We start from the raw sequence: 1,709 nt of genomic DNA on the forward strand, positions 1-1,709 counted from the left end.
CACCGTACGTCCGACCTGCGTAAATCCCATCCGTCGCACACTTTTCAAGGCTCGAAAGTTACTGTATTCCGTTGTCAACAATAGGCGTTTGCCCCCGCATTCCGACACCCGCTCGGCAATTAGCGACACCATCGCCGCATAAAGTCGCTTGCCACGATACCGTGGTACAACATGCACCCCGAACAAATAAGCCATGTCGGCCGGTAACTCGATGGGCAACTTGGTTCGCAAATCACCATCATGGTTCAGTTCGCCTGAAACCATCCCGGTCTTCAACCCGGCCAACCCTACGACGACTTCATCGGCGAGAACGACAACACATTCTGCTTGATGAATTTCAAGCAACGAATTCCAGGCATCACTAATTGAATTCTCTGGGTTCTCCCGAAGCTCGGTCAAACGAGCAACCGTCAACCATTCAAATTGGTAATCTGCAGGCAAGGGCTCAGATTGAATCGCTTCAATCCGAGCTTCGAGAAAACAAGAAATATTCAACGTCAAAATCCGCCGTGTGATTCGATAGGGCAGATAGCGTAGTCGTGTTAGAAGAGGCAAAAGCGTGCTCGATACAACGGATCATTTCGCAGCGATCATTTTGTGACACTGCGGTGAGAAAACGCAAACCATTTCAGTAGAAAAACGAAAAAGGCAGGGGCGGCGTGCGTGTCATCATGACCTGGGTCACGAATCCAACGGACACCACCCCCGCGTGATCAGACAAGGAGTTGGGAGCTGGGAGACAAGGAGAGAGGGAGAGAGGGAGAGAAGCCCCCCCACTCGACCTCCGCCGCTCTGACTTTTGACTTGGTTATCGCAGTGCGGGTGCTTCGACTCCCTGTGACTTCAGAATCGTTAGATATTTGGCTGGATCTGCGGCGATCTTTTTCGCGCAGCCGGGACAGCAGATGTAGATCGCTTTGCCAGCCGCGTTGACCTTGAACGGGCCGCCCATTGCATCGAGCGGTTCGTCCATCACGGGACACTGCTTCTGTGCGGCGATGTACGGTGCATCGGCTTGGCTCACTTTGAAGACGCCCTCACGCACCTGTTCCCCTTGCGCAGGAACGCTTCCCGCAGCATGTTTGGCGGCACTCGCCGATTCCTTAGCCGACAACGCGTCGCCGTAAACCATGGCCAGATATTTGGCGGGTTCCGCTTTGATCTTTTTGACACATCCTTTGCAACACAAGAAGATCGGTTTGTCCCCGACCATCACTTTGACAGGCTGTCCCATGCTGCCGAGCGGCTCGTCCATGACCGGACACTTGGCTTGTTTGGCGACCAAGGCGGCGTCTGCGGCGGTGGCGCTAGTGACCGAAATCTCAGGTCGTCCAGATGCGTATTTCGCCGGATTGGATTTCACGGCGTTGACACAGCCAGCGCAACAGACATAGATTTTTTGCCCGTTGACATCGACGGCGATCGGGTCGCCCATGCTGCCCAGCGGTTTGCCAGACACAGGACAAATCTTTTGTCTCGCAATCGCGGCGGCGGCAAGCTGCGCTTCGCTGGCCGGAACCGTCGCCACTTCCTTAAAGACGACCGCTTGGCCGCTGGTCGATGGCACGCCCACCAATTGAACATCGATCTCGATTTGTCGTCCTGCGATCGCTGACAAGTTGACTGCCGCCGACAAACCGCCTTTGCCATCGGGAAGCAGATCGTAGCGATAGCGTTTTGCGTTTCCTTCGACACGTAGCGACGCCGCC

2 protein-coding genes are annotated in these 1,709 nt (G+C 55.1%); both read right to left on the reverse strand.

Annotated features, from left to right (window positions below; genetic code table 11):
* Window positions 1-555, reverse strand: a 555-nt coding sequence (locus tag ABX962_RS35665; RefSeq protein ID WP_372726400.1) for a GNAT family N-acetyltransferase, incomplete at its 3' end; no start/stop codon positions are given.
* 253 nt (window positions 556-808) lie between these two features.
* Window positions 809-1,709, reverse strand: a 901-nt coding sequence (locus ABX962_RS35670; protein WP_372726401.1) for a hypothetical protein, incomplete at its 5' end; no start/stop codon positions are given.

This window comes from Novipirellula sp. (assembly GCF_041583735.1).
Lineage (GTDB): Bacteria > Planctomycetota > Planctomycetia > Pirellulales > Pirellulaceae > Novipirellula.